Annotated in this window: 24 protein-coding genes; 13 read left to right on the forward strand and 11 right to left on the reverse strand. The window is 64.5% G+C overall.

Annotation, left to right across the window (positions count from 1 at the left end; all coding sequences use genetic code 11):
- Positions 1 to 334 precede the first annotated feature (334 nt).
- Positions 335 to 1,282, forward strand: coding sequence for a helix-turn-helix domain-containing protein (locus SO180_RS11240; RefSeq protein WP_449378879.1), 948 nt, complete (start codon positions 335 to 337; stop codon positions 1,280 to 1,282).
- A gap of 19 nt (positions 1,283 to 1,301) precedes the next feature.
- On the opposite strand, the gene SO180_RS11245 is transcribed toward SO180_RS11240, so the two are convergent.
- From SO180_RS11245 to SO180_RS11260, 4 genes are read right to left on the reverse strand one after another with little or no spacing between them, the layout of a single operon-like run.
- A complete protein-coding gene (locus SO180_RS11245; protein WP_449378880.1) occupies positions 1,302 to 1,898 on the reverse strand; it encodes a TIGR00645 family protein in 597 nt (198 codons plus the stop codon).
- Positions 1,899 to 1,938: 40 nt separating this feature from the next.
- Positions 1,939 to 2,583: a YjbE family putative metal transport protein gene (locus SO180_RS11250; RefSeq protein ID WP_449378881.1), complete on the reverse strand. Its 645-nt coding sequence runs from the start codon at positions 2,581 to 2,583 to the stop codon at positions 1,939 to 1,941.
- Positions 2,580 to 2,942, reverse strand: coding sequence for a hypothetical protein (locus SO180_RS11255; protein WP_449378882.1), 363 nt, complete (start codon positions 2,940 to 2,942; stop codon positions 2,580 to 2,582). The genes SO180_RS11250 and SO180_RS11255 overlap by 4 nt, the downstream gene beginning before the upstream one ends.
- A gap of 2 nt (positions 2,943 to 2,944) precedes the next feature.
- Positions 2,945 to 3,418, reverse strand: coding sequence for a TerB family tellurite resistance protein (locus SO180_RS11260; protein WP_449378883.1), 474 nt, complete (start codon positions 3,416 to 3,418; stop codon positions 2,945 to 2,947).
- 364 nt (positions 3,419 to 3,782) lie between these two features.
- Here SO180_RS11260 and SO180_RS11265 point away from each other — a divergent pair, with 364 nt between their 5' ends.
- A complete protein-coding gene (locus tag SO180_RS11265) occupies positions 3,783 to 4,157 on the forward strand; it encodes a winged helix-turn-helix domain-containing protein (protein ID WP_449378884.1) in 375 nt (124 codons plus the stop codon).
- Between the two features lie 582 nt (positions 4,158 to 4,739).
- Here SO180_RS11265 and SO180_RS11270 read toward each other — a convergent pair.
- The gene (locus tag SO180_RS11270) at positions 4,740 to 6,647 is read right to left on the reverse strand and encodes an AI-2E family transporter (protein WP_449378885.1); all 1,908 of its coding nucleotides are present in this window, start codon (positions 6,645 to 6,647) and stop codon (positions 4,740 to 4,742) included.
- 296 nt (positions 6,648 to 6,943) lie between these two features.
- A complete protein-coding gene (locus tag SO180_RS11275) occupies positions 6,944 to 7,321 on the reverse strand; it encodes a hypothetical protein (protein WP_449378886.1) in 378 nt (125 codons plus the stop codon).
- A 181-nt stretch (positions 7,322 to 7,502) separates the two neighbouring features.
- On the opposite strand from SO180_RS11275, the gene SO180_RS11280 reads away from it, so the two are divergent.
- Together SO180_RS11280 and SO180_RS11285 are read left to right on the forward strand one after the other, a co-directional pair.
- A complete protein-coding gene (locus SO180_RS11280) occupies positions 7,503 to 8,912 on the forward strand; it encodes an aldehyde dehydrogenase family protein (protein ID WP_449378887.1) in 1,410 nt (469 codons plus the stop codon).
- Positions 8,913 to 8,976: 64 nt separating this feature from the next.
- Positions 8,977 to 9,537: a DUF2478 domain-containing protein gene (locus SO180_RS11285; RefSeq protein WP_449378888.1), complete on the forward strand. Its 561-nt coding sequence runs from the start codon at positions 8,977 to 8,979 to the stop codon at positions 9,535 to 9,537.
- 21 nt (positions 9,538 to 9,558) lie between these two features.
- Here SO180_RS11285 and SO180_RS11290 read toward each other — a convergent pair whose 3' ends face one another.
- Complete coding sequence (locus SO180_RS11290; protein WP_449378889.1) at positions 9,559 to 10,287, reverse strand: helix-turn-helix domain-containing protein; 729 nt, start codon at positions 10,285 to 10,287, stop codon at positions 9,559 to 9,561.
- A 406-nt stretch (positions 10,288 to 10,693) separates the two neighbouring features.
- On the opposite strand from SO180_RS11290, the gene SO180_RS11295 reads away from it, so the two are divergent.
- From SO180_RS11295 to SO180_RS11315, 5 genes are all read left to right on the forward strand, one after another.
- Positions 10,694 to 11,914 carry an amino acid ABC transporter substrate-binding protein gene (locus SO180_RS11295; protein WP_449378890.1) on the forward strand — a complete coding sequence of 407 codons (1,221 nt, stop codon included), beginning with the start codon at positions 10,694 to 10,696 and terminating at the stop codon, positions 11,912 to 11,914.
- Between the two features lie 66 nt (positions 11,915 to 11,980).
- Positions 11,981 to 12,856 carry a branched-chain amino acid ABC transporter permease gene (locus SO180_RS11300; protein ID WP_449378891.1) on the forward strand — a complete coding sequence of 292 codons (876 nt, stop codon included), beginning with the start codon at positions 11,981 to 11,983 and terminating at the stop codon, positions 12,854 to 12,856.
- Positions 12,853 to 14,538, forward strand: a complete 1,686-nt coding sequence (locus SO180_RS11305) for a branched-chain amino acid ABC transporter ATP-binding protein/permease (protein WP_449378892.1) — start codon at positions 12,853 to 12,855, stop codon at positions 14,536 to 14,538. The genes SO180_RS11300 and SO180_RS11305 overlap by 4 nt, the downstream gene beginning before the upstream one ends.
- Positions 14,531 to 15,259 (forward strand): ABC transporter ATP-binding protein, encoded by a 729-nt coding sequence (locus tag SO180_RS11310; protein WP_449378893.1) that lies wholly within the window; start codon positions 14,531 to 14,533, stop codon positions 15,257 to 15,259. The genes SO180_RS11305 and SO180_RS11310 overlap by 8 nt, the downstream gene beginning before the upstream one ends.
- Positions 15,260 to 15,285: 26 nt before the next feature.
- Entirely contained in the window at positions 15,286 to 16,737 is a 1,452-nt protein-coding gene (locus SO180_RS11315) for an aldehyde dehydrogenase (RefSeq protein WP_449378894.1), read from the forward strand.
- A 44-nt stretch (positions 16,738 to 16,781) separates the two neighbouring features.
- On the opposite strand, the gene SO180_RS11320 is transcribed toward SO180_RS11315, so the two are convergent.
- Positions 16,782 to 17,336, reverse strand: coding sequence for a hypothetical protein (locus tag SO180_RS11320; protein WP_449378895.1), 555 nt, complete (start codon positions 17,334 to 17,336; stop codon positions 16,782 to 16,784).
- A gap of 124 nt (positions 17,337 to 17,460) precedes the next feature.
- Here SO180_RS11320 and SO180_RS11325 point away from each other — a divergent pair, with 124 nt between their 5' ends.
- Entirely contained in the window at positions 17,461 to 18,402 is a 942-nt protein-coding gene (locus SO180_RS11325) for a LysR substrate-binding domain-containing protein (RefSeq protein ID WP_449378896.1), read from the forward strand.
- Between the two features lie 70 nt (positions 18,403 to 18,472).
- Here the strand turns inward: SO180_RS11325 and gor are convergent, their stop codons facing one another.
- Genes gor through rpiA form a run of 3 tightly spaced genes read right to left on the reverse strand, consistent with a single transcriptional unit; the run spans position 18,473 to position 21,159 of the window.
- Positions 18,473 to 19,861, reverse strand: coding sequence for a glutathione-disulfide reductase (gene gor / locus SO180_RS11330; protein WP_449378897.1), 1,389 nt, complete (start codon positions 19,859 to 19,861; stop codon positions 18,473 to 18,475).
- A gap of 33 nt (positions 19,862 to 19,894) precedes the next feature.
- Complete coding sequence (locus tag SO180_RS11335) at positions 19,895 to 20,443, reverse strand: DUF2059 domain-containing protein (RefSeq protein WP_449378898.1); 549 nt, start codon at positions 20,441 to 20,443, stop codon at positions 19,895 to 19,897.
- Positions 20,444 to 20,445: 2 nt separating this feature from the next.
- The gene (rpiA, locus tag SO180_RS11340) at positions 20,446 to 21,159 is read right to left on the reverse strand and encodes a ribose-5-phosphate isomerase RpiA (protein ID WP_449378899.1); all 714 of its coding nucleotides are present in this window, start codon (positions 21,157 to 21,159) and stop codon (positions 20,446 to 20,448) included.
- Between the two features lie 192 nt (positions 21,160 to 21,351).
- Between rpiA and gph the strand changes: the two genes are divergently transcribed.
- The 3 genes from gph to moaA form a co-directional block, all read left to right on the forward strand.
- A complete protein-coding gene (gene gph / locus SO180_RS11345; protein WP_449378905.1) occupies positions 21,352 to 22,047 on the forward strand; it encodes a phosphoglycolate phosphatase in 696 nt (231 codons plus the stop codon).
- Between the two features lie 128 nt (positions 22,048 to 22,175).
- Complete coding sequence (locus tag SO180_RS11350; RefSeq protein ID WP_449378906.1) at positions 22,176 to 22,670, forward strand: hypothetical protein; 495 nt, start codon at positions 22,176 to 22,178, stop codon at positions 22,668 to 22,670.
- A 108-nt stretch (positions 22,671 to 22,778) separates the two neighbouring features.
- Positions 22,779 to 23,416: GTP 3',8-cyclase MoaA (moaA, locus tag SO180_RS11355; protein ID WP_449378900.1), on the forward strand; the 638-nt coding region annotated here is incomplete at its 3' end.

The raw sequence follows: 23,416 nt of genomic DNA on the forward strand, positions 1-23,416 counted from the left end.
CCGCGCATTCGCCATATCGGCTTAAGTTCCAGGCGGTTATCTATGGTTCATGGGACGGCATTGCCGGAAGGTATTTTAATGCCGCCCCTGTGAGGAAACGCCTCGAACCGCAGCTGCCCTCAGCGGCTGCCTCAAACACCAAAAAGACTGCTCAGTCGTTCGCCCCTGCACGGTCGAGCGCATTGAACCATCCATGAAGCGCTTGCCGCGTCACGCGCTTTGCTCAATCCGGCGCGCGGGAGTTCCATCGCCTTCATCCGCGCGCCGGTCCCATCCGATGCCCGAGACAAGGAGGACCACGGCTCTTGGACGACGCTCGAGTTGAGAAACGAAGATGCCCGTCCGTTGGCTGAAGCCGTCGCGAAACCTGATCATCGAGCACTTCACCGATTTCGATCAGTTCCGTCCCACCGAGGTGCTCGGCGGCGGCACCAGCATTCCGCTCGAACCGCGACACTTCTCGGTGTTCCGCGCCAGCCTGCCACTCCCAGACAGCCTCATGGTCATGCAGCGCTCCTTCGCGCGTCATCTGGAGGCGGACATCGGCATCGATCGCGGCGTCGGCCTCATCGTACCGCTCGCCGCGCATTCCGTCGTAAATGGCCGCGAGATCGACAACTCCATGATTGGCCTCGTGCGCGGCAAGGTCCCGATGCGCGCCATCGAGCGCTACGCCAACACCTATCTGATGCTGCGCTTCAACTCCGACATGCGCCATCGCGGTTGGGCCGATTTCAACGCCGGGCTCGAGTTCTACCGGCTTGCCGACGAGCCGAGGCAGTGCTTGCGGGCTGCGATCCTCGACATGTTCTGCCTGGCGTCGGGCTGCAACGATCCCGGACAATTCGAGGCCATCAACCGTCCGATCCAGGAAACGCTGCTGGGCGCGCTCGACGCCGCGTTCGTTGCCGACGCCGCGTCGCGCGCGCGCCCCGGATCGTTCGACAGGCATCGCCGGCTGATCGCGCAGCTCGACGAGCAGGTCATGCTGCTCGGGAGCGTACCGCTCTACAGCGACGATCTCGCAACCGCCCTGAATGTCTCCGTGCGGACGCTCCAGGCCGCCGCACAAACCGTCCACGGCATGAGCCTGCATCATTATCTGCGGGCGAAGCGGCTATGGACCGTCCGCAAGCAGCTCGTGAGCGGAAGCACAGGTCTCACCGTCAAGGCCGCAGCGCTGGCCAATGGCTTCTGGCACATGGGCGATTTCGCCAAAAGCTACAAGTCGGCCTTCGACGAGACGCCCTCGGAGACGCTGGCGCGGGCGCGCCACATCTGAGCAAGGCGAAAGCGCGGGCTCAATGGCCGACAGCCTTCGCGTGATCGGCCGCCCTGCGATGTGCGGCCTCGCTCAGGCGATCGACCCAGGCGATCCCGATCGCGGAGACGATGAAGGTGATGTGGATGATGACTTGCCACATCACGCCGCTCTCGGTGAAATTGCTGCGCGCGGTGCCGAGATTGCCCGCCTCGATGAAGGTCCTGAGCAGCGAGATCGAGGAGATGCCGACGATCGCCATCGCAAGTTTGATCTTGAGCACGCTGGCGTTGACGTGGCTCAGCCATTCCGGCTCGTCAGGGTGGCCGCGCAGGTTGAGACGCGAGACGAAAGTCTCGTAACCGCCGACGATTACCATCACGAGCAGATTGGAGATCATGACGACGTCGATCAGCCCGAGCACGGTCAGCATGATCTGCTGCTCGTTGACGTCGAACCAGTGCGCGGCGAGATGCCAGAGCTCCTTGAGGAACAGCAGGACATAGACGGCCTGCGCGACGATGAGGCCGACATAGAGCGGCAATTGCAGCCAGCGCGAGCCGAAGATCAGGCGCGGGACCAGGCCGAGCTGCGGGGACGCAGCGCGGCTCGAAGGTGCTTGGGATTCAGACGTCATGGATCACTCCGGAATGCGGACGAAGTCAGAAAGGCTGGGATCAGAGGCTGGCGATGACGGGCGCGAGCTCAAGCGAGCCGCGCCAGATCATCTCGAAGGCGACATAGACGATGATGGCGAGACCGACATAGGCGATCCAGCGCTGCTTCTGGAGCACGCGGCCGAGCAGATCGGCGGCAACGCCCATCAGCGCGACCGACAGCAACAGGCCGAAGGCCAGGATGAACGGATGCTCGCGTGCGGCGCCCGCGACAGCCAGCACGTTATCGAGCGACATCGAGACGTCGGCGGCGACGATCTGGATCGCGGCCTGCCGAAACGTCTTGCGCGGCGCCGGCGCGCCGGCCGAACTGCCTGCTCCGGCGTGGCCGAAGACCAGTTCGCCATGGCCTGCAGCCTGCTGGCGCAATTCGCGCCACATCTTCCAGCAGACCCACAGCAGCAGCACACCGCCGGCCAGCAGCAGGCCGAGCACCTGGAGAAGCTGCGTTGCAACGCCGGCGAAGACGATGCGCAGCACGGTCGCAGCCGCGATGCCGACGATGATGGCGCGGCGGCGCTGGCCGGCGGGCAGGCCCGCCGCGGCAAGCCCGATGACAACGGCATTGTCGCCGGCGAGCACGAGGTCGATCAGCACGACTTGAAACAGTGCCGTCAGCGCGTCGGGGGTGATGAATTCGCTCATGTCCGATCATTCGGACGCGAGGCGGCATCGAGCCAGTGCGGCTTGCGGCGCTCGATCCAGTCCAGGACCTTCGAGCGCTGCGCGCGGAGGCCAGGCACGTCCTCGGCAAGCAGTGCGAGGCCCAGCGGCAGCATCCAGATGCCGAGCACCGGCAGGAACGACAGCACGCCGCCGGCGACGAGCAGCGCGCCGGCAGGCATCCTCACCCAGCGGCTTGAAGGTCGCAGCAGATAGGTGACGGTGCCGGCCACGCGCGGCGGCAGGCGACTGATGAGCGCGTCAAGGCGCGGATCGCCACCGGCCGCCTCGCCGGTGGCGCGCTGGCGCGATCTTGCGTGATCGTCGATGCCTGCGCTCATGCTCACGCTCCGGATGCGGGGCGGCCCTCGCTGCGCGCTGCGACCGGGGCGACCGGCTTCGATCGCGGCAGCACCAGCGTGAGCAGGCGGAGCAGCTTGATCGCCTGCACCTCATGAGGATGCACATCCTCGTCCGCCGCGGCGACGCGCTCGGAGATGTCGACCAGATGCGCGGCCAGCGGCAGGTCCGAGACCGGGCGCAGCGTGTCGATGACGACATTGGCAAAATCTGGCTGCTCGAGCCGCTCGGCAAGCTCGTCGAACATCGCGGCCAGCCGTGCTTCGGAGATGTGCGGGGCGAGCCCGCGCTCCCGGATGAAGCGCGTCACCTCCTCGCGCTCGACTGCAGCGACACGGCGGTCGGCGACGGCCACCAGCGCGCCAGCAATCACGAGCGCGGCGGCTGCCTGCTCGTGCAGACTGGACGGTTCGGTGATCTCGCCCCGGATGGGGCTCAAAGGTTCTGCGTCAGGCATCATAGCTCCTCAAGCTTACGGTTGTGACCGCACGCGGGAAGCGACGAGGATGGCTGGTCGATGAGAGCAGGTGCGCTGGGCCCAACGATCGTCCAATCCAAGCGCATTCGCGCGCGGGACAGGTCATCCGACATCACGAGGTTGGCCGAGGGGATCGGCGGCCTCGTCAGAGGGGCCCGGATTCTGTTGAAGCGAGAGATAAAGTTCGTCCCTGCCAAATCAAGCCGGCCGAGCTGCGACCAGCAGCCGCGGGAACGCAACGTGCCGTTCATAAAATCGCCATCAAGGGATATCCCGCCCGTTTACCTTGTTCGGTGGCCTGCCCGGTGGCAATCTCGCAAACTGAGACCGAAGAGAGCCAGTCATGTCGCGCGCAGGCGCAAAATCGCTTCCCCAATTGAGCGTCCGGATCGATCTGGATGCCGAGGACCGGATCGGGCCCGGCAAGATCCAGCTCCTTGAGAACATAAGGGAGCACGGCTCGATCTCGGCCGCGGGCCGTGCCATGGACATGTCCTACAAGCGCGCCTGGGATCTCGTCGATGAGATCAACCGCATCTGCGGACACGCCGCGGTCGAGCCCCAGACCGGCGGCAAGAACGGCGGCGGCGCGATGCTGACCCCGTTCGGCGCCGCGCTCGTCGCGCGCTACCGCAAGATCGAGCGCGACGCAGCGCGCGCCGTGCGCAAGGAGCTGATGGCGCTGAAGACGGACATCAAGCGCTCACGGAAGGCGTGAGCGGTCCGAACGGCTTTGGAGGTGCACTCAGGAAGGCTTAGATGTCCGCTTCTGCCGGAAATGCGGGCGGCCTAGCCACCCCGTCTCACACTGTCGAGAAATTGTTCGCGTTCGCCAGGCGCGTAACCCTGGGAAGCTCCCGGATACGGTCCATCGTAATCATTGTACGGCGCCGCCCGGTAGTGGATCGGCGGCGCATCTGGCGCGTAGGCAAAGCCCGAAGCGGGATCCGAGGCGATCGTGCCCTGATCGGGACGAGCAATAGCGTGCCGCTGGTGCGCGCGATGTACCGTAGCCGCGCTCGCAGAACCACACAGGATGATCAAAAGGCTCAAGGCCAAGATAGAACGCATCGCTTTTTCTCCAAACGACCGCCATGGCTGCTTAGGTAAGGCTCGCGTCGCACCGTCCCAACAAATAGCGACTTCACGAATAGTCACATCGGCGGCATCAAGGGTGCTGGGCCTCTCGCGGCATGGCCATCCTACGACGACTACGGCCGCTGCCTCGTCGAAGTACGGACGCGGGGGGCATAGTGGGATTGCTTACACTGAGCCCTTCCCCTGCTGGGGCGGACTTGAATTAGGTAGCAGTAATATCTTTGCCAACGGCCATAAGACCGTCCTGCTTGACGGCCCCTTGAGCTATTGCTTCCAACGTGACGCCAAATGACCCTGCACAAACCGTCGCGCCGACTGCACCCACCGTCGGCGCGGCTGCACCGGTTCCAAACAGGGCGAGCAGAATGCGGGCGTCGGCGTTCTTCTTGTTGAGCCTGCGAACGACATCTTGAATCTTGGCGGTGGACGGCTGGCCGACGTAGCAGAGGCAAGCAAGCGAGGTGTCCGCCATATCGAGCGAAAAGAATTTCGCCGTTGATAGCGCGTCCGCCTCTTCCGCCATCGCCTCGATACCACGGTGCCGCAGCAAATAGGACAACACCAGCGCCGTCGCTTCGTCGAGCTTTCCGGAGCCTGGAATGCAGAGCACCGAACGCGGCGATCTGTTTTCCTCCTCAATCAACTTGCGTTGCGTCCTTGCTTGCTCGATCGCGATCGCGGCACCGGGGCTCGAGCTCATGTCCTGAGCCGGCGAGTCCAAATCGTGGTGCGCTTCCAGGTCGGCCACCAGTTCGTCGACTGTTGAAGCAATACGATTTAACCGTTCTTCGTCGAGATGGCCTAATCGGCGGTCGGCTTCTGCGAGCCTCAATCCCTCAAGCAGGATCGTGTCACAGTATTCCTCAAGCGACGCCCGTTTGAGGAACTCATGCGCTTGTTCCGCCGCTTCAAGGGGATCCCCCGCCAGCATCCGTTGATAGGCCAGCTGAGGCGGGCTCAGAGGAGGTCGGTCGCCCAACATGATCTCGAGGAATTTGAGCCGCTCGACATGTCGTCCCGCGACAACGAGACAGATCGTCAGAGGCGTCGCCATGACCAGTCCGACTGGGCCCCAAAGCCACGTCCAGAATGACGCAGACAGGATGATTGCGACAGGAGACAGGCCGGAACTATGGCCATAGATCAATGGTTCGAGGACCTGTCCTGCGAGCAGTTCCAGGATCACAAACAATAGAGCTGTCAGCACCAACATTTGCCAGCCCGAACCAACGGCAGCAGCGAGAATGAGCGGAAAAATGGCTGAGATCAGCGCACCAATGTAGGGAACGAACCGCAGGATCATCGCTAACAGGCCCCACAACGGAGCGGAGGGCACGCCAATCAATTCGAGACCTAAGCCGATTGCCAGACCGAACACTGCGTTGAAGATAATCTGGGTCAGGAAGAGTTTGCTCAGGCGCTTGCCCGCGTCATCAAGGGCTGCCGTCGTGCGCTGAATGTCGCCCGAGCCGGCAAGACGGACCAGGCGATTCCTCAGATCCTCGCGTTGCAGCAGGATGAAGGTCACGAAAATGACGACGATTCCCGTCGTCGTGAGCGGCGAAAGCAAAGGCTCGATAATTTTGGCGAGCGTTGTGAGAGCACCTGGGTCGGGCTGCTTGACTTCAACGGGTATCGGAAGCGTTCTGTCTGTTGCTTGTCTCGCGAGCCCATTGTCCGGCCTGCCAGTGGTCGCATCACCACGTTGCAACTCTGTCCCCAGTTCCTTGAGAACGGTGGAGGCCTGTTCCAACGTTCCGGAACCACCCATCAACCCGCGAAGGCTCTCGATCTTGTCACTCAGAGTTTGCTGATATCCGGGCAGCCTGGCGGCCAGGCGCGTTGCCTGCGAGACCATAAGCCCGCCTAAACTGAATATGATCGCAAATCCGAAGAAGACGACTATGAGTACAGAAGCCGTGCGCGGAACTCGCCATGAATATAGACGGATGACGAAGGGCGCGAGAACGAAGCTCAAGAGAACGGCCAGAGCGACCGGAACGAAAACTTCCCGGCCAAAATAGAGCGCAGCAATAATCAGTGCTGCAACGGCCATATTTGTCAGCGCACTTCCCCGCCGCTGCGTTATTTGCTTGGGCTTCTCCTGCAACTGCGTGGCCCTCGCTCTTAGCCGAGCGACGGTCGCTGCGGCTTCGATGAAACCTCACGAACCCAAACCCAGTGCCGCTCCAGCTGGAGTTGGGTTCTGCAATGCGAATGGACGATTGCCGGTCGTGCGCTACCCTTTTGGCGCCCCATAATTCTACGCCTCTTTTCCACCTCGGGTAAGAACAAAGTAAGAGGGTGCCCGCCATCTCAGCGAATCCCTGCTGCTCGGCTCACGCGTGAGCACGTCGATCTCGACGGATTGATGGATCTGCGGCGCAGGGTCTATGCGCACACGGCCTAGTTCGGCCGCACCGTCATCTCCGGTGCCGGCTGGACCAGCGCCTCGCTCAGGAGGCTCTGCTCCGCCTTCGGAATCGAGAAGCGAACCTTGAAGCCATCTTCCGTTTCCAGCGTGATGATGCGCTGGGTCACGTCCGTCGATTGCTCGACCACCCAGGACGCCAGCGGATAGGCGTAGCGCAGGCTCTGGTCGCCATAGCGGGCTTTCAGCGCGGCTTCGAGCAGGCCCGGCAGCGTCATGATCAGGGCGCCGACCTGATTGAGGGAGACGTGAACCGCGCCCGAATTTCCCGATGCATCCTCAAAACGCAGCGAGATGGCGCCCCCATCGGCGGCGACCTCGCAGGTCGTGAGCGACTTGACGCTAATTTCCATCACAGGCTCCGAGGCACTTGTCGTTATATTCAACACGATATATCGTTGCTCTACCCGACGTCTAGCCCGGTTTTGATCGCTTTTCCCAATCGGGTGATTGGCGAAAACTCGGCCATCGTGATATATAATGGGATATAGCGAGGCCGATAACGGCCCGTTTTGACAGGGAGCGAACAAGCCAATGAGCGACTACAATCTTCTCATCGACGGCAAGATGGTGCCCGGCGACCTGACCATGCCCGTGCTCAATCCCGCGACCGAGGACGTGCTGGCGCAGTGCCCGCGCGCCTCGAAGAGCCAGCTCGACGCCGCCGTGGCCGCGGCGAAAGCCGCCTTCCCGGCCTGGGCTGCGACGCCGATCGAGGAGCGACGCAAGCTCGTGATCAAGATGGCCGACGTGATCGAGGCCAATTCCGGTGAGCTCGCGCGCCTGCTCACCTCCGAACAGGGCAAGCCGCTCACGGATGCCACCGGCGAAGTCCTCGGAATGGCAGCCTTCTTCCGCTATCTCGGCTCGCTCGAACTGTCGATGCGGGTGATCGAGAATTCCGGCGACCGCAAGGTCGAAGCGTATCGCCGGCCGCTCGGCGTTGTCGGCGCTATCATTCCCTGGAACTATCCGCTGCTGATCCTCAGCTTCAAGCTGCCGTCAGCGCTGCTCGCCGGCAATACGCTGGTGGTCAAGCCCGCGCCGACCACGCCGCTCGCAACGCTGCGCTTTGCCGAGCTCGTCAAGGACGTACTGCCGAAAGGTGTGCTCAACATCATCACCGACGCCAACGATCTCGGCGGCGAGATGACCAAGCATCCAGACATCCGCAAGATCTCCTTCACCGGCTCCTCGGCGACCGGCCAGAAGGTGATGGCAAGCGCAGCGCAGACGCTCAAGCGTATTACGCTCGAACTCGGCGGCAACGATGCCGGCATCGTGCTCGACGACGTCGATCCGAAGAAGGTCGCGCCGGGAATCTTCGAAGGTGCATTCCAGAATTCCGGTCAGGTTTGCCTTGCGATCAAGCGACTGTACGTTCACGAGTCCGTCTATGACGAGCTCTGCAACGAGCTGGTCGCGATCGCCAAGAGCACCGTGGTCGATGACGGATCGAAGCAAGGCACCAAGCTCGGGCCGCTGCAGAACAAGATGCAGTACGAGAAGGTAAAGGCGTTCCTCGAGGACGCGCGCAAGAACGGCAACGTCATTGCCGGCGGCGCGGCGATGGACCGTCCCGGCTATTTCATCGAGCCGACCATCGTGCGCGACATCCAGGAGGGCTCGAAACTGGTCGACGAGGAGCAATTCGGCCCCGTGCTGCCGGTGATCAAATATTCCGACAAGGATGACGTGATCCGTCGCGCCAATGCCACGACCTACGGTCTCGGCGCCTCGGTATGGTCGTCCGATGTCAAGCGCGCCCACGAGGTCGCGAGCCAGCTCGAGTCCGGCACGGTGTGGATCAACAAGCATCTCGACATGGCCCCGCACATCCCGTTCGGCGGCGCCAAGCAATCGGGCATCGGCACCGAGTTCGCCGAGGAAGGCCTCGCCGAGTTCACCCAGCTTCAGATCATCAACGGGCCGCCTGCGGCCTGACCAACACGCGGGGTCGCGGCGCACGCCGCGGCCCCGCTCATTCTCGGGAAAGCGGAGGCGGACGATGTTCGATGCACAATGCGATCTTGCCGCCCTGGTCTATGCGCCAAATCAGGATCCCGACACCATCTTGCGCGGCTTCGCGGCCGACCTGAATGCACGCGGCATCCGCGTCGTAGGCATGGTGCAAGCAGGCCATTGCGCCGACGCCAGCCTGTCGGCGCTGATTCTCCACAGCGGCGAGAAACTACTCCTGGCGCAGGACCTCGATCCCGCCGCGAGCGGTTGCCGGCTCGATCTCGCGCGGCTCCAGAATGCCGGCGAACGGATCGCCGAGGCGTTGGAGAATGGCGCCGACCTCGTGATCATCAACCGCTTCGGCAAACGGGAGCGCAATGGCAAGGGGCTGGCCTATCTGATCGAGCAGGCGCTCGATGCCGATATCCCCGTGGTGATCGCGGTGGCGCGCGATCACTTCGCCGACTGGATCAAGTTCGCCGGAGGGATGAGCGTCAAGCTCAGCTGCGACCACCAGGCGCTCGATGCGTGGTGGCGAGCCGTCTCGGCGCGTGGTGCGGACCTGATCCCCGATCAGCATCTCACGGTTTGCGAAGTTCTGAAGTAAACGATCTGCGCCTTGCCGTCCTCACGGCCAGTCGGCGAAATTCAGCGTCGGCTTCGACCGTCCCATCGCGCCACGGGCGCCGGCGCGCCGCCGCCAGGTACCGGGGGCTTCGCCGGCGTGCTTGCTGAAGAAGCGGCTGAAATAGGCCGTGTCCTTGAAACCGAGCGCGAACGCGATCTGTTTCACGGTCGCGGCGCTCGCTTCCAATCGTGTGGCCGCTTCCCTGACGACACGCTGCTGGATCAGGGCGCTCGGTGACCGTTTCAGCTCCCGGCTGCACAGGGCATGCAGGCGGTCCGGCGTCACGCCGAGCAGGCTGGCGTAATCGGCGACCCGGAGTTGCTGATGGTATCGCTCCTCGAGCAGACTGCGGAAGCGGCTCAGGATCTCCGCGCTGCTGCCTTCCTCTTCCAGATCACTGTCGCTGGCAAAAAGACGCCAGAAGCGCAATGCAATCAGCGTCAGTTCGGCGGACATGATCGACGCGGCGCCGCTACGCGCCGGTGTCGCGATCTCGGTCGCAATCGCGGCAATCGAGCGCGACACGGTGGTGACGAGGCCGGGATCGACCGGAAGCGCCATGATCCCGTCGGCGCGATCGAGAGCCAGATAGGCCGCCTCGGCCGACGGCGGAAGGTAGCGATGCCACGCGCCCGATTTCAGACGGAGCAGCTCTGCGGTCGTGCCCGCCGCCACGTCCAGATAGTTGGCGCATCCCGCCGGCAGCCAGGCGATGGCGGGGCCGGGCAATGCGATTCTCTCACCCTCGCGACGGAGGTCCGCGACGCCACCGCCGTGCAAACAGAGCAGGTGAATGAAGGGCCGCGCCGCCCTGGAATCGAGCGACCAGCGCCGCGGCTCATAGTGCGACACGATGACCTCGGCGCCGATCGCAGCTGGTCCACTGGGCGGGGCGACAATGGGAACGCGCACGGCGTCCGCGACAGCTCGACGCACTTGGCCGGCGTGACCAGAAACGTGCAATCTTTCGCCGGATCTGTCCATTGAAGGACAAAAGCCGAAGGTGCTTGCTGGGTCAAGTCCCGGCCACGGCACCTCCAGAAGCTGCCGAGCAGAAAATCCGGGATGGAGAGGAAACGACGCACATTCATCCCTGCGAGCGATCGCATGGGAGAAACATGGAGGGAGACTCGACATGTTCTTAACGAACCGTCGAACGATGCTGCGCATCACCAGCCTGACCGCGATGGCCGCAGCGCTCTGGACCTTGACGTCCGCCGCCGAGGCGCAAGACAAAATCCGCATCGGCTACGCGATTTCCAAGACCGGCCCCTATGCCGGCGGCGCGAGCATCACCACGCTGCCCAACTACGAATTGTGGGTGAAGGACGTGAACGCGGCCGGCGGCATCAAGCTTGGCGACAAGCGACTGCCCGTCGAGGTCGTCGAATACGACGATCGCTCGAGCTCGGAGGAAGCGGTGAAGGCGATCGAGCGCCTCGCCAATCAGGACAAGGTCGACTTCATTCTGCCGCCCTGGGGAACGGGCCTCAATCTCGCGGTCGGCCCGACCCTGAACAGGCTCGGTTACCCTCACCTCGCCGTCACCTCGGTCACCGACAAGGCGCCGGAGCTCGCCAAGCGCTGGTCGAACGCGACCTTCTGGCTCGGCACGTCCGCGCAGATCTCGGAGGCGCTTGCCGAATTGCTGGGCAAGCTGAAGAGTGAAGGCAAGATCGGCGGGAATGTCGCGATGGTCAGCGTCGCTGATCAGTTCGGCATCGAGCTTGCCGCCGCCGGCCGGGAGGCCTTCAAGAAGCACGGCTTCACGCTCGCTTACGACAAGACCTATCCGCTGGGGTCGCAAGATCTCCAGCCACTGCTCAATGACGCGATCGCGGCCAAGCCCGATGCGTTCATCGCCTTCAGCTATCCTCCCGATACCATCGCGCTGACCGAGCAGGCGCAACTGCTGAAGTTCAACCCAAAGATCTTCTATGTTGGCGTCGGCACCGCCTTTCCGCTTTACAAGGGCAAGTTTGCCGCCAACAGCGACGGCGTGATGGGGATCGGCGGCTGGAACGCGGACTCGCCACAACTGAAGGACTATCTCGCGCGCCACAAGACGGCCACTGGAAAGGAGCCGGATCGCTGGGCCAGCCCGATTACCTATGCAAGCCTCCAAGTGCTCCAGCAGGCGATCGAAAAGCTCGGCAAGGTGGATCGGGCCGCGGTCGCGGCGGAAATCCGCTCCGGCACGTTCGACACCATCATCGGTAAGGTCAAGCTGAAGGATGGACTGCTTCAGGAAGTCTGGAGCGTCGGTCAGTGGCAGAACGGCGAATTCTACGGGCTTGCACCAACCTCGCTGCCGGGCGCGCGCGCACCCGTGGTGCCGAAGCCGCAGTGGCAGTGACGCCAACCCGGCAGGCAGGTCTCGCCGTGAGACCCGCCCGCCGGAGCGCCAACAGGACACCACTTCATGCTGCTGTTCGATATCGTCCTGCCCGGCCTTGTGCTTGGGGGCATGTATGCCCTCATCGCACTGGGCCTGACGCTGCAATACGGTGTGGCGCGCGTCATGAATCTCTCCTATGGCGAGTCGCTCATCGCGGCCGCGTTCGGTGCGCTGTCTCTCTACACCGGTCTCGGATTGAGCCCGCTGGCGGCGCTGCTGCTCGCCGTGCCCTGCGCGATGGCGTTGAACTGGCTGCTCTACCGCTTCCTGCTCGAAAAGCTGATGCGACGCGGCAAGGACAGAGGCGCGCAGGAGGTCGATAGCATCCTTGTGACGTTCGGCGTGCTGTTCGCCATCCAGGGCATCATGCTCGTCGCATTCGGCGGCCAGTATTACAGCTACAGCTATCTCTCCATTCCGGTCGTCGTGCTCGGCACGACGCTTGCCGTCAACAGGCTCGTCGCGCTGCTGTTTGCCGCCGTGATTGGCATCGCCGTCTATCTGGCGCTGACGCGCACACGCGTCGGCACCGCCGTACGCGCCATCGCAGTCGACGGCAACGCAGCGCGGCTGGTCGGCATCGACGTGCCGGCGCTGTCGGGCCTTGCCTTTGCCTTCGGTGGCGGCCTGGTGGCGGTCGGCGGCGTGCTGGTCAGCATGTTCCTCACCTTCAATGCCTCGATGGGCGTGGTCTTCACCATGAAGGCGCTCGTCGTCGTAATCATGGGTGGCGTCGGCAACGTGATGGGCGCGCTCGTGGCTGGGCTGATGCTCGGCGTCGTCGAAACCGCAGTCGCACGTCTGCTCGACCCCGGCCTGACGCTTGCCGCCACCTATGCGCTGTTTCTCGCGGTTCTGCTCATCCGACCGACCGGCCTGTTCGGAAGGGCCACCTCGTGATCGCAAGCCCCACCAAAACGCTGGCATGGTGCGCAGGCATCGCTCTCGCCACGGCCATCGTCGTCTACCCGCTCTACGCCAACGGCTACTATCTCGCGCTCGGCATCAGCATCCTCTATTTCACGATCCTTGCGACCGCCTGGGCGATGTTCTCAGGCCCGACCAGATACATCTCGCTTGCGACCGTCGCTTTCTTCGGCATCGGCGCCTACACCGCGGCGGTGCTGGGCGAGACCTGGCCCTGGCCGGCCGTGTTGCTGGCGGCGGCAGCGCTCGGCGCGCTCGTTGCCGCCATCACCGGTCTCTCCACGCTGCGATTGTCCGGCATCTACTTCGTGATCTTTTCCTTCGGACTCGCGGAGCTCATCCGGCAGCTCGTGATCTGGTACGAAGTCAACGTACATAGATCGGTCGGCCGCTACCTCTTCAGCGCCGTGACCCAGGACGTTCTCTACTGGCAGCTTCTCGGCCTCGCCGCCATCGTCTTCCTGACCGGTTTTTTTCTCGGCCGCTCCCGCTACGGCCTTGCGCTGCGCGCGATCGGTGCCGACGAAACCGCCGCCAGTCATTCCGGGATCGACGCCACCCGCATCAAGCTCGCGGTGTTTATGCTGAGCGCCGTCTTCATGTCGGTAACCGGCGCAGTGATGGCGCCGCGCTGGACCTATATCGATCCGTCGATCGCCTTCAATCCGATGATCTCGTTCCAGGTCGTCATCATGGCGCTCTTGGGCGGCGCCGGCTCGCTATTTGGCCCAGTGCTTGGTGTCATTCCCCTCGTCCTTCTGTTCGAAGTCCTCACGGCGACGCTGCCGAACCACTTCAGCATCGTGCTCGGCGCGATCTTCGTGATCATCGTCCTGCTGCTGCCGAAGGGTGTGATCGGGCTGATCGAGCCGCGGCGGCGAAATGAACTGGCGGACAGTGCCATACCTGCGGGAGGCAGCGAGCAAAGCGGACCGCTGCTTCTGGTCGACGGCGTCGGCAAGTCGTTCGGCGGCCTGCGCGCGGTCGATCGGGTCAGCTTCGAGGTCGCACGCGGACAGATCATCGGGATCATCGGTCCCAACGGCTCGGGCAAGACGACTCTCCTGAACATGCTCTCCGGCGCGCTGGTGCCGTCGTCGGGCGCGATCCGGTTCAACGGCGCTGATATCGGCGGGCTTCGACCGCACCGGATCGCCCGGCTCGGGCTTGCCCGCACCTTCCAGCTCGTGCGCGTGATGTCGGACCTGACCGTCGCAGAGAACGTTGCCGCCGCAGCCTATTTCAGCGGAGGATCGGCAGCACCGAACCGCGGCGGGGAAACCAGCGGCGAGCTGCTCGATCTCGTCGGCCTCGGCACCATGCTTGATACCCCCGCCGGCGAGCTGACCTATATCGACCAGAAGCGCCTGGAGCTTGCGCGCGCGCTCGCGCTTGCGCCGCAACTTGTGCTGCTCGACGAATGGCTCGCCGGCCTCAATCCGAGCGAGCTCGAGACCGGGATCGCCTTGATCGCCAGGCTGCGCGACCGCGGCATGACCATCATCATGGTCGAGCATGTCATGGATGCGATCCGCGCGCTGTGCGGGCATTGCATCGTGATGAATGCGGGCAGCGTGATCGCGCACGGTGTCCCTGACACGGTCTTGTCCGACCCGACGGTCGTGGCCGCCTATCTGGGAGACGCTGATGCTTGAAGTCGCCGCGCTCTCCCACTTCTACGGCAAGCATCAGGCACTCGCCGACGTGACGCTCGATATTGCCCGCGGTGAGATCGTCGCGATCCTTGGCGCAAACGGCGCGGGCAAGTCGACGCTCCTCAAGAGCATCGCCGGCCTCATCGATCCCGCTCCCGGCGCAAGCATACGCTTCGACGGCGCGGACCTCATCGCGCTTCCGGTCCATCTGATCGTCGAACGCGGGATCGCGCTCGTGCCGGAAGGGCGCGGCGTGTTCGGCGACCTGACGGTTGCAGAGAACCTCCAGCTCGGCGCCTACCCCGCCCGCGCCCGCGCCGGAGAAGCGGAAAGGCTCGCGAAGATCCTGGCACTGTTTCCCCGCCTGACCGAGCGGATGGCGCAGACGGTACGGACCATGAGCGGCGGCGAGCAGCAGATGGTCGCGATCGGGCGCGCCCTGATGTCCAATCCACTTCTCCTGCTGCTCGACGAGCCATCGCTCGGCCTCTCGCCCTTGCTCAGCCGCGAGGTGTTTCGCGCGCTGGCGCAGATCCGCGACAGCGGCGTCAGCGTGCTGCTCGTGGAGCAGAACGCGCGCGCCAGTCTCGACATCGCCGACCGCGTCTATCTGATCGAACAGGGCCGCAACGCAGGCTCCGGAGTGGCCGGCGAGATGAAGAACAACCCCGACGTCCAGCGTGCCTATCTCGGCAAGGGGCGCGCACCTGCAACTGCCTAATCCCCCAGCAACCCATGGAGAGCCCCATGAACGCAATCGACCTTCTCATCGGCGGCAAAGATCAGTCGGCCAGCGACCAGCGGACATTCCAACGTCTCAATCCGATCAGCGGCGAGATCGCAACCATCGTGGCGGCGGCCTCGGTCGACGATGCGATGCGCGCCGCCGATGCGGCTGCAGCCGCGTTCCCCGCGTGGTCGCAGCTCGGGCCCTCCGAACGCCGCAAGCGCCTTAGCGCCGCGGCCGACATCCTCGCGCGACGTGCCCCCGAGTTCACCGCGCTGATGGTCGCCGAGACCGGCGCCACCGCAGGCTGGGCCGGCTTCAACGTGCATCTGGCGGAGGGCATGCTGCGCGAAGCCGCCGCGATGACGACGCAGATCTCCGGCGAGATCATCCCGACAGACAAGCCCGACAATCTGGCGATGGCCCATCGGCAACCGGTCGGCGTCGTGCTCGGGATCGCACCGTGGAACGCACCCGTGATTCTCGGCGTCCGCTCGGTTGCCATGCCGCTCGCCTGCGGCAACTCCGTGGTGATGAAGGCCTCGGAAATGAGCCCCGGCGTGCACCGGCTGATCGGAAGCTGTCTGGCCGAGGCGGGCCTCGGCGATGGCGTCGTCAACGTGGTGACCAATGCGCCGGAGGACGCGCAGGCCGTGGTCGAAGCCCTGATTGCGCACCCGGCGGTGCGGCGCGTGAACTTCACCGGTTCGACCCGGGTCGGCCGTCTGATCGCGCTCGCCTGCGCCAAGCATCTGAAGCGCGTGCTGCTCGAGCTCGGCGGCAAGGCCCCGCTCGTCATCCTCGACGATGCCGACCTTGATGCGGCGGTAAACGCAGCTGCGTTCGGGGCATTCATGAACCAGGGCCAGATCTGCATGTCGACCGAACGCATCGTCGTCGACGACAAGGTGGCCGACGCCTTCGTCGCCAAATTTGCAGCGAAGGCGAAGGGCCTGCCCTACGGCGATCCGCGCAAGGGCAATGTCGTTCTGGGCTCACTGGTGAGCCAAGCCGCCTGCGACCGCGTCGGCGGCCTGATCGACGATGCCCTCGCCAAGGGCGCTGCGATCGCGGCGGGCGGCCGCGGCAACGGCGCCATCATGCCCGCGACGATCGTGGATCACGTCACGCCGGCGATGCGCATCTATGGCGAGGAAAGCTTCGGCCCCGTCGTCACGGTCGTCCGGGTCAGCGGCATCGACGAGGCCGTGCGCATCGCCAACGACACGGAGTATGGGTTGTCCTCCGCGGTATTCGGCCGCGACATCGCACGCGCGCTCGACGTTGCCAAGCGCATCGAGGCCGGCATCTGCCACGTCAATGCACCGACCGTGCACGACGAGCCGCAGATGCCGTTCGGCGGCACCAAGGCCTCGGGCTATGGCCGTTTCGGCGGCAAGGCCGCGATCGACGAGTTCACGGAGTTGCGCTGGATCACGGTGCAGACCGGGCCGCGGCATTATCCGTTCTGAGATCGGCCGAGCCGGCGCGCCAAACGCCAATGGCGCGCCGCAAGCTACTCGTCCCTGAGCGCGGCGAGCACCTGTTCGCCGAGCTCGGTCAGGCGGTAGGTCACCAGCGGACGGCTCGACGGCGGCTTGCGCGCGAGTTCGACGACGTAGCCGCGCACCATCAACGCTTCGAAGCTTCCATAATAGCCATGCATGCTGATCTCGCTCTGCCGCTGCGCCCTGAACTCGCGTAGCGCGCGGATCTCGTTGCCCGACAACAGCGACCTGCGGACGCGCTGTACCAGCCTCGCCTTCTGCTGGAGCCAAGTCTCATCGGGCAACACGCGCGACGGCTCGACCATCTCGTCGCAGGGCTCAGTCTCCGGGACCGCTTCCGCTGGCTCCATTGCCCCTGTGCCGACCGATTGCTTGACGAGATCGAGCGCCGCGATCGGCCACCGGCGGCTCCTATCCACCATGACCGGCGGCGGCACGACATTGTCGCGCACCAGTTGTTCGAAACGGCCGGCGGTGACGCCGACATAGGCAGCCGCGCGGCGCCGATCGATCAAACCATGCGGCTCCGCCGCCTCCAGCGCGCACGCGCTCTTCCCGTCCACCGCCCAGTCCCCCTCTTCGCCCGCCCCTGGCGGCCGCGGCGGAAACTAGGCCTAAGGGCTGCTCTCGAAAAGAAGAGAATTTCGTACGCCTTGCTGCCGAATCGGCAACGGCTATAGTCGAGCGATGCGATTTCATGCCCCCGCCCTCTATTACTTTCACGCCGTGCGCCGGACCGGCTCGATCCGGGCTGCCGCGCGGACCCTCAACGTCGCCTCGTCGGCGGTCAGCCGACAGGTCCTCAAGCTTGAAGAGGAGATCGGCGCGCCCCTGTTCGAGCGGACGGCGCGCGGCCTGACGCTGACCACGGTCGGCGAGATGCTGGCGCGGCACGTCATGACCGTGCTCCAGGACCACGACCGCTTCCGCTCCGACGTCCAATCGCTGTCCGGCACCTGGCGTGGCTCGGTGAGCATCGCCTGCATCGAGTCGCTCGCGGAATCGCTTCTGCCCGACCTGATCGCCTCGCATCGCAGCCGCGCCCGCCGCGTTACCTTCACCACGCAGGTGATGGGATCAGCCGACGTGCTGGACGCACTGAGCCGCGGCGAAGCCGACATCGGCATCGCCATGGCGCTGCGTCATCCCCAGGATCTGCGCCAGGTCGCGCTGAAGCGCTTCCGGCTAGGGGCGATCGTCGCGGCTGATCATCCACTGGCGCGGCGCCGGACCGTGACGTTGGCGCAATGCCTCGCCTTTCCGATCATCCACGCGCTTCCGGAGCTGTCGATCTATCACCTGTTGCAACCGCTCATCGCGCAGCTTGCCGAGACGCCCGAGCCCGCCGTGCAGGCCAATTCGATCGACCTGATGCGCGAATTGGCGGCACGCGGCGTCGGCGTTGCGATCCAGACCCAGATCGGCGTCGGTCGCCTCGCGAAGAGCGGACAGCTCAAATTCCTGCCGCTGGACAACGCCGGCAGTCCGGTGTGGTCCGACCTCGGCGTCTATGTCCGCGCCGAACGGGTGCTGCCCGCCTATACGGAGTCGCTTCTCCAGGAACTGGTGCGCGAACTCGGCGATCGCGAACGGCAGGAGAATGCCGATCACGGCAAGGTCGGCGCGTAACCGCACACGGCCCATTTGCGCCGAAAGACCCTCTGGATGAGGAGAGGATAAAGAGTCCGCTGCCCTCGAATTACTCTGCCGCTTGCCGCACGTGGCGCGCGGTTGGCGTGCGCATGGTGACGAGCTCTTCGGCCGCTGTCGGGTGCAGCGCGATGGTCACGTCGAAATCGGCCTTGGTCGCCTTCATCTTCACGGCGATCGCGACCGCCTGGATGATCTCAGCCGCGGCATCGCCGACGATGTGGCAGCCGAGCACGCGGTCGGAGCTGCCGTCGACGATGAGCTTCATCAGCACGCGGGTGTCGCGGCCGGACATCGTAGCCTTGATCGGGCGGAATGTCGCCTTGTAGATGTCGACGTGGCTGAATTGCGCGCGCGCTTCGGTCTCGGTGAGGCCGACAGTGCCGACCTCCGGCTGCGAGAACACGGCGGTCGGGATGTTGGCGTGGTCGACCCGCACCTCGCGCTTGCCGAACACGGTGTCGGCAAAGGCGTGGCCCTCGCGGATCGCGACCGGCGTCAAATTGTGGCGATGGGTGACGTCTCCGATGGCGTAGATGCTGTCGACCGAGCTCTTCGAGAAACCGTCGACCGCGATACCGCCGTTCTTCGGATTGATGGCAACGCCAGCCTTCTCGAGGCCCAGATTGGCGACGGCGGGATGGCGGCCGATCGCAAACATCACCTGGTCGGAGGCAACGCTCGAGCCGTTCGACAGATGGGTGGTGAACTCGTCACCGTGACGATCGACCTTGCTCACCGTGCAGCCGGTGAGGATGGTGATGCCCTGCTTCTCCATCTCGCTGCGGACATGGGCGCGGACGTCGTCGTCGAAACCGCGCAAGATGTTGTCGCCGCGATAGATCACGGTGACGTCTGAGCCGTAGCCGGCGAAAATGCCGGCGAATTCCAGCGCGATATAGCCGCCGCCCTGGATCACGATCCGCTTCGGCAGCTTCTTGAGATGAAACGCCTCGTTGGAGGAGATGACATGCTCGATGCCGGGGATCGCCGCGCCATGGTTGGGCGCGCCGCCGGTGGCAATCAGGATGTATCTTGCCGTGATCGTCTTGTCGTTCTCGAGCAGGCGGATGGTGTGGGCATCCTCGATCACCGCGCGGCTCTTGACGATGCGCGCGCCCGACTTCTCGACATTCGTGGTGTAGGCCGCCTCGAGCCGCGCGATCTCCTTGTCCTTGTTGGCAATCAGCGTCGGCCAGTCGAAGCTTGCGGACGGGATCGTCCAGCCAAAGCCCGCGGCATCCTCGATCTCGTGGCGGACATGCGATCCGATCACGAACAGCTTTTTCGGCACACAGCCGCGGATCACGCAGGTACCGCCCATGCGGTACTCTTCCGCGATCATCACGCGTGCCCCGTGACCGGCCGCGATGCGAGCGGCGCGCACGCCGCCCGAACCACCACCGATGACAAAGAGGTCGACGTCGAATTCAGCCATTGTCCACTCCGACCTCCTTGCCTCTCGTCCTCGTCAGATGTCCTTGCCGCGCTTCTTCATCTCGGCGCGGAACGCGCCCGCGACGACCTCGGAGAAATTCTGCGCCCACGAATTCGTGAAGGCCATGCCCTGTTCGATCGCGCGCGGCTCGGCAGTAATCAGCTTCTGCCCCAGCGGAGACTTGTAGAACGTCACGAGATCCTTGAGCTCCTGCTCGGTGAACTGAGCAGCATAGGCCTGCGCCATGCCTTCGCCGATCTCCTTCTCGCGGCCCGTGAGCTGCTGCACCACGATCGGCGCCAGCTCGTTGAGGTCCTTCTGGTAGTTGAGGTTCTGCCCGATCAGCGCGCCCTTGACCTTCTCCACCATGCCGGGAACGGCGTTGGCATACAGCGCGTTCGCGTTCTTCATGGTCAGGATTTCCTTGGCGGCCGCGATCGCCGCGGGCGAGGCCTTGGGCGCTGCCGCCTGCTGTGCCGCCGCCGGGACGACGCCAAAAGCGAGTCCCAAGCCCGCCAGTCCCAAGCCTGCCAGTCCCAAGGCGAGTCCGGCCACGGGCAGCATCTTCAAAACGCTCTTCATTCCTAGTCTCCTTTCGGCTTTCGCCGTTCAATCACGCGGATTCCCTCGCCGCCCGCCAGAACGGCAGAGCCGGCCAAGCCGATGAACAGTCCATGCTCCACCACGCCGGGGATCGCGCTCAGCGCGACCGCGAGCCGTGCCGGATCCTCGATCCGTCCAAGATGGGCATCGAGGATCCAGTGGCCACCATCGGTGACGAAAACGTGGCCGTCCTTGGCCTTGCGGAGCGCCATTTGCCCGGAAACGCCGGATTGCGCAAACGCCTTCTCGATCGCCCGCCGTGTCGCGCCGAGCCCGAACGGAATGACCTCCACCGGTAGTGGGAAACGGCCGAGCGTCGGGACCCATTTGCTGTCGTCGGCGATCACGATCATGCGGTCTGAGGCGGCGGCGACGATCTTTTCGCGGAGCAGCGCGCCACCGCCGCCCTTGATCAGGTTGAGCTCGGGATCCACTTCGTCAGCACCGTCGACGGTGATGTCGAGATGGTCGATCTCGTCCAGCGTGGTCAGCGGCACGCCGCAACGGACCGCGTCGGCGCGCGTGGCTTCCGAAGTCGGCACGCCAATCACCTTGAGGCCGGCGCGCACGCGCTCGCCGAGCAGCTCGACGAAATGCTTGGCCGTCGATCCGGTGCCGAGACCGAGCTGCATGCCGTCGCGCACCTCCTCGAGGGCGCGTGCAGCCGCCTGTCGCTTCAACTGGTCCATGTCCACGTTCGGGCCTGCCCTTTGTGTGTGTCTTGAATGCCTCACTTGAGATCTCATTTGGGAGACCGCCGAAATAAGTCGCATTCGGCGGCCTATCTAGCCCCGTTTTGGCCCGGAGAACAGGCCTGCGGAAGGAAGTTATAAGCTGATCTTATGGCGGCTCCGCTTGCAGAAGCTTCACCTTGCCGGTAGCGCATGATCATGACCGCTCACACCATCGTCTTCGATCTCGACGGCACGCTAGTGGACACGGCGCCCGACCTGATCAGCGCGCTGAACCACGTGCTCGAGCGCGAGGGCCTGCCGCCGGTGCCGATGCAATCGGCCCGCAACATGATCGGCGCCGGCGCGCGCAAGCTGATCGAGCGGGGCCTGGAGGCCGAAGGCCGGATCGTCGGCGTCGCGGACATCAACCGATTGACGGCGGATTTCATCGCCTATTACGCCGACCATATCGCCGATGAATCGCGCCCGTTCGAGGGGCTGGAGGCCGCCCTCGATCACCTCGCGGAGCGTGGCCACAGGCTCGCGGTCTGCACCAACAAGCTTGAATGGCTCTCCAGGCGGCTGCTCGACGCGCTGGGCCTGAGCCAGCGCTTTGCCGCCATCTGCGGCGCCGACACCTTTGGGGTACAGAAGCCCGACCCGACCATCCTGCGCGAGACCGTTGCCCGCTCCGGCGGACAGCTCGCCGCCAGCATCATGGTCGGGGATGCCGGAACCGACGTGGGGGTCGCGCGGCGCGCCGGGGTTCCCGTCATCGGCGTAAGCTTCGGCTATACCGACGTGCCGATCGAGGAACTCAAGCCAGACCGCCTGATCCACCATATGCGCGACCTGCCGGCAGCGGCGACGAGTCTGATGGGGTGCCTGAAAATCGAGGCAAGCGCCTGATATCGCTACGAAACCCGCCGCATTAACCATCTACTAACTACGCGCCCTCGGCGCGTTGCGTGGGTAAACCGACGCACCTAAGGTCCGCCTGGGATTGTGGCGGTTCGTCGCAGTGAGATGTGATGGTCATGCGTCGTGTGATCGCGATTGCGTTTGCGGGGGCGAGCTTGGCGGGCTGCTCCTCGGCCTCGTGGGACATGTTCAAGTCGACGCCCCCGGCCGTCCAGGTCCGGCTGGAATCAAGTCCACCGGGCGCCGAGGCCGTCACCTCGCTCGGCCCGGGCTGCAAGACCCCTTGCGCGGTCTCGGTTCCAGCGCCGGATGCTCCCTTCACCGTCAGCTACACGCTAATCAACTACCTCCCGGCCTCGGTGCCGGTGAACGTCACCAAGACGCCCGGCGATTTCTCCACACCCGCATCGGTGACGACCGATCCCAACCCGGTATTCGTCGAGTTGCAACCGGCCGTGCCGCCAAAACCGGTGAAGAAGCCGCATCGGCCAAAGAAGCCGAAGGCGCCGAAGGCAGCAACGCCGGCCGCGGCAGACTCTCCGTTCCCCGATCCGAACTCGGCGCCGCCTCCCGCCGCGCCGCCGCCCACGGCCCCCGCACCAACGCGCTAATACGGTGCAGCGCACGATTGTCGGCAATGGCGGGGATGCTTAGATTGCCTCCAGTATGATTGTCACTGCGCAAGGCGCGGTGATCGCGATCGTGACAAGGCTTGTTGAATGAACGGACCCGCTGTGAGTCGCCTGTCCCCGCTGTCGAGCCCGATGACCGACCCGTTCGGCCGGACCATCACCTATTTGCGGGTCTCCGTCACCGATCGCTGCGACCTGCGCTGCTTCTACTGCATGTCGGAAGACATGACGTTCCTGCCCAAGGCAGACCTCTTGACACTGGAGGAACTCGACCGGCTCTGCTCGGCCTTCATCGCCAAGGGCGTGAAAAAGCTGCGGCTGACCGGCGGAGAGCCCCTGGTCCGCCGCAACGTGATGTCGCTGGTGCGCTCGCTGTCACGCCATTTGCAAAGCGGCGCGCTCGGCGAGTTGACGCTGACCACCAACGGAACGCAGCTGGCCAAGCATGCGCGGGAACTCGCCGATTGCGGTGTCCGCCGCATCAACGTCTCACTCGACACGCTCGATCCGCAGAAGTTTCGCGAGATCACCCGCTGGGGCGAGATCGACAAGGTCCTGGAGGGCATCGAGGCGGCACGCGCGGCCGGGCTCGCGGTCAAGATCAACGCGGTGGCGCTGAAGAATCTCAACGAGGACGAGCTCCCCTCGCTGATGCAGTGGGCGCACGGCAAGGGCATGGGCCTCACGCTGATCGAGGTGATGCCGATGGGAGAGATCGGCTCGGG

It is taken from the genome of Bradyrhizobium sp. UFLA05-112, from assembly GCF_053572325.1.